The organism is Nonomuraea lactucae (assembly GCF_003313395.1).
Classification (GTDB): domain Bacteria; phylum Actinomycetota; class Actinomycetes; order Streptosporangiales; family Streptosporangiaceae; genus Nonomuraea; species Nonomuraea lactucae.
The window spans coordinates 1-563 of sequence record NZ_QNFZ01000313.1 but is presented as its reverse complement, the minus strand read 5'-3'; the positions used below and the strand labels follow the sequence as shown (position 1 = coordinate 563).

The window sequence follows — 563 nt, the reverse complement described above, 5'->3', positions numbered from 1 at the left end:
TGGGCGCGGCGCGCTGGCTGGCCGCCCGCCGCCCGCGCGTGGTGGGCGGCGAGACGATCGCCTTCGAGCACATCGCGCCCGGTCGCGGCCACGCCACGCTGCCCGTGCACCGGATCATGCTGGTGGAGTCGGGCGTCAACATCGTGGAGACCATGCGGCTGAGCGAGCTGCTCGACTCGGGGGCGCGCGAGTTCCTGCTGGTGCTGAACCCGCTGCCGATCGCCGGCGCCACCGGCGCCCCCGCCCGCCCGCTGGCCGTCCTCGGCTGAACCGCGCGCGCCGGATCACCGCTGATCGGCCGCGGCGCCCCCGGTCCGGGGACCGAGCAGGACCCGAGAAAGACGCGAGGAGGCATCGTGACCACGCACGTGCAACGGTTCGCCGAGTTCGCCGTTCGCTGCCGCGACCAGGGCGTTCCCGTCCGGGTGCGCGAGGACGTGACCGGGCGGCTGATCGACGTGCTGGGCAACTGCCTGGCGGCCCACGCCGACCCGGCGGGCGACGCCGGGCCCGCGGTGCTCCGGGCCGTGCGCCGCTGGAGCGGCTCCCAGGAGGCGACCGTG

Annotated in this window: 2 pseudogenes; both read left to right on the top strand. The window is 76.4% G+C overall.

Annotated features, from left to right (window positions below):
- A pseudogene (locus DQW85_RS21670) lies at nt 1–269 on the top strand (cyclase family protein); the annotation flags it as partial.
- 87 nt (nt 270–356) lie between these two features.
- Nucleotides 357–563, top strand: a pseudogene (locus DQW85_RS21665) (MmgE/PrpD family protein); the annotation flags it as partial.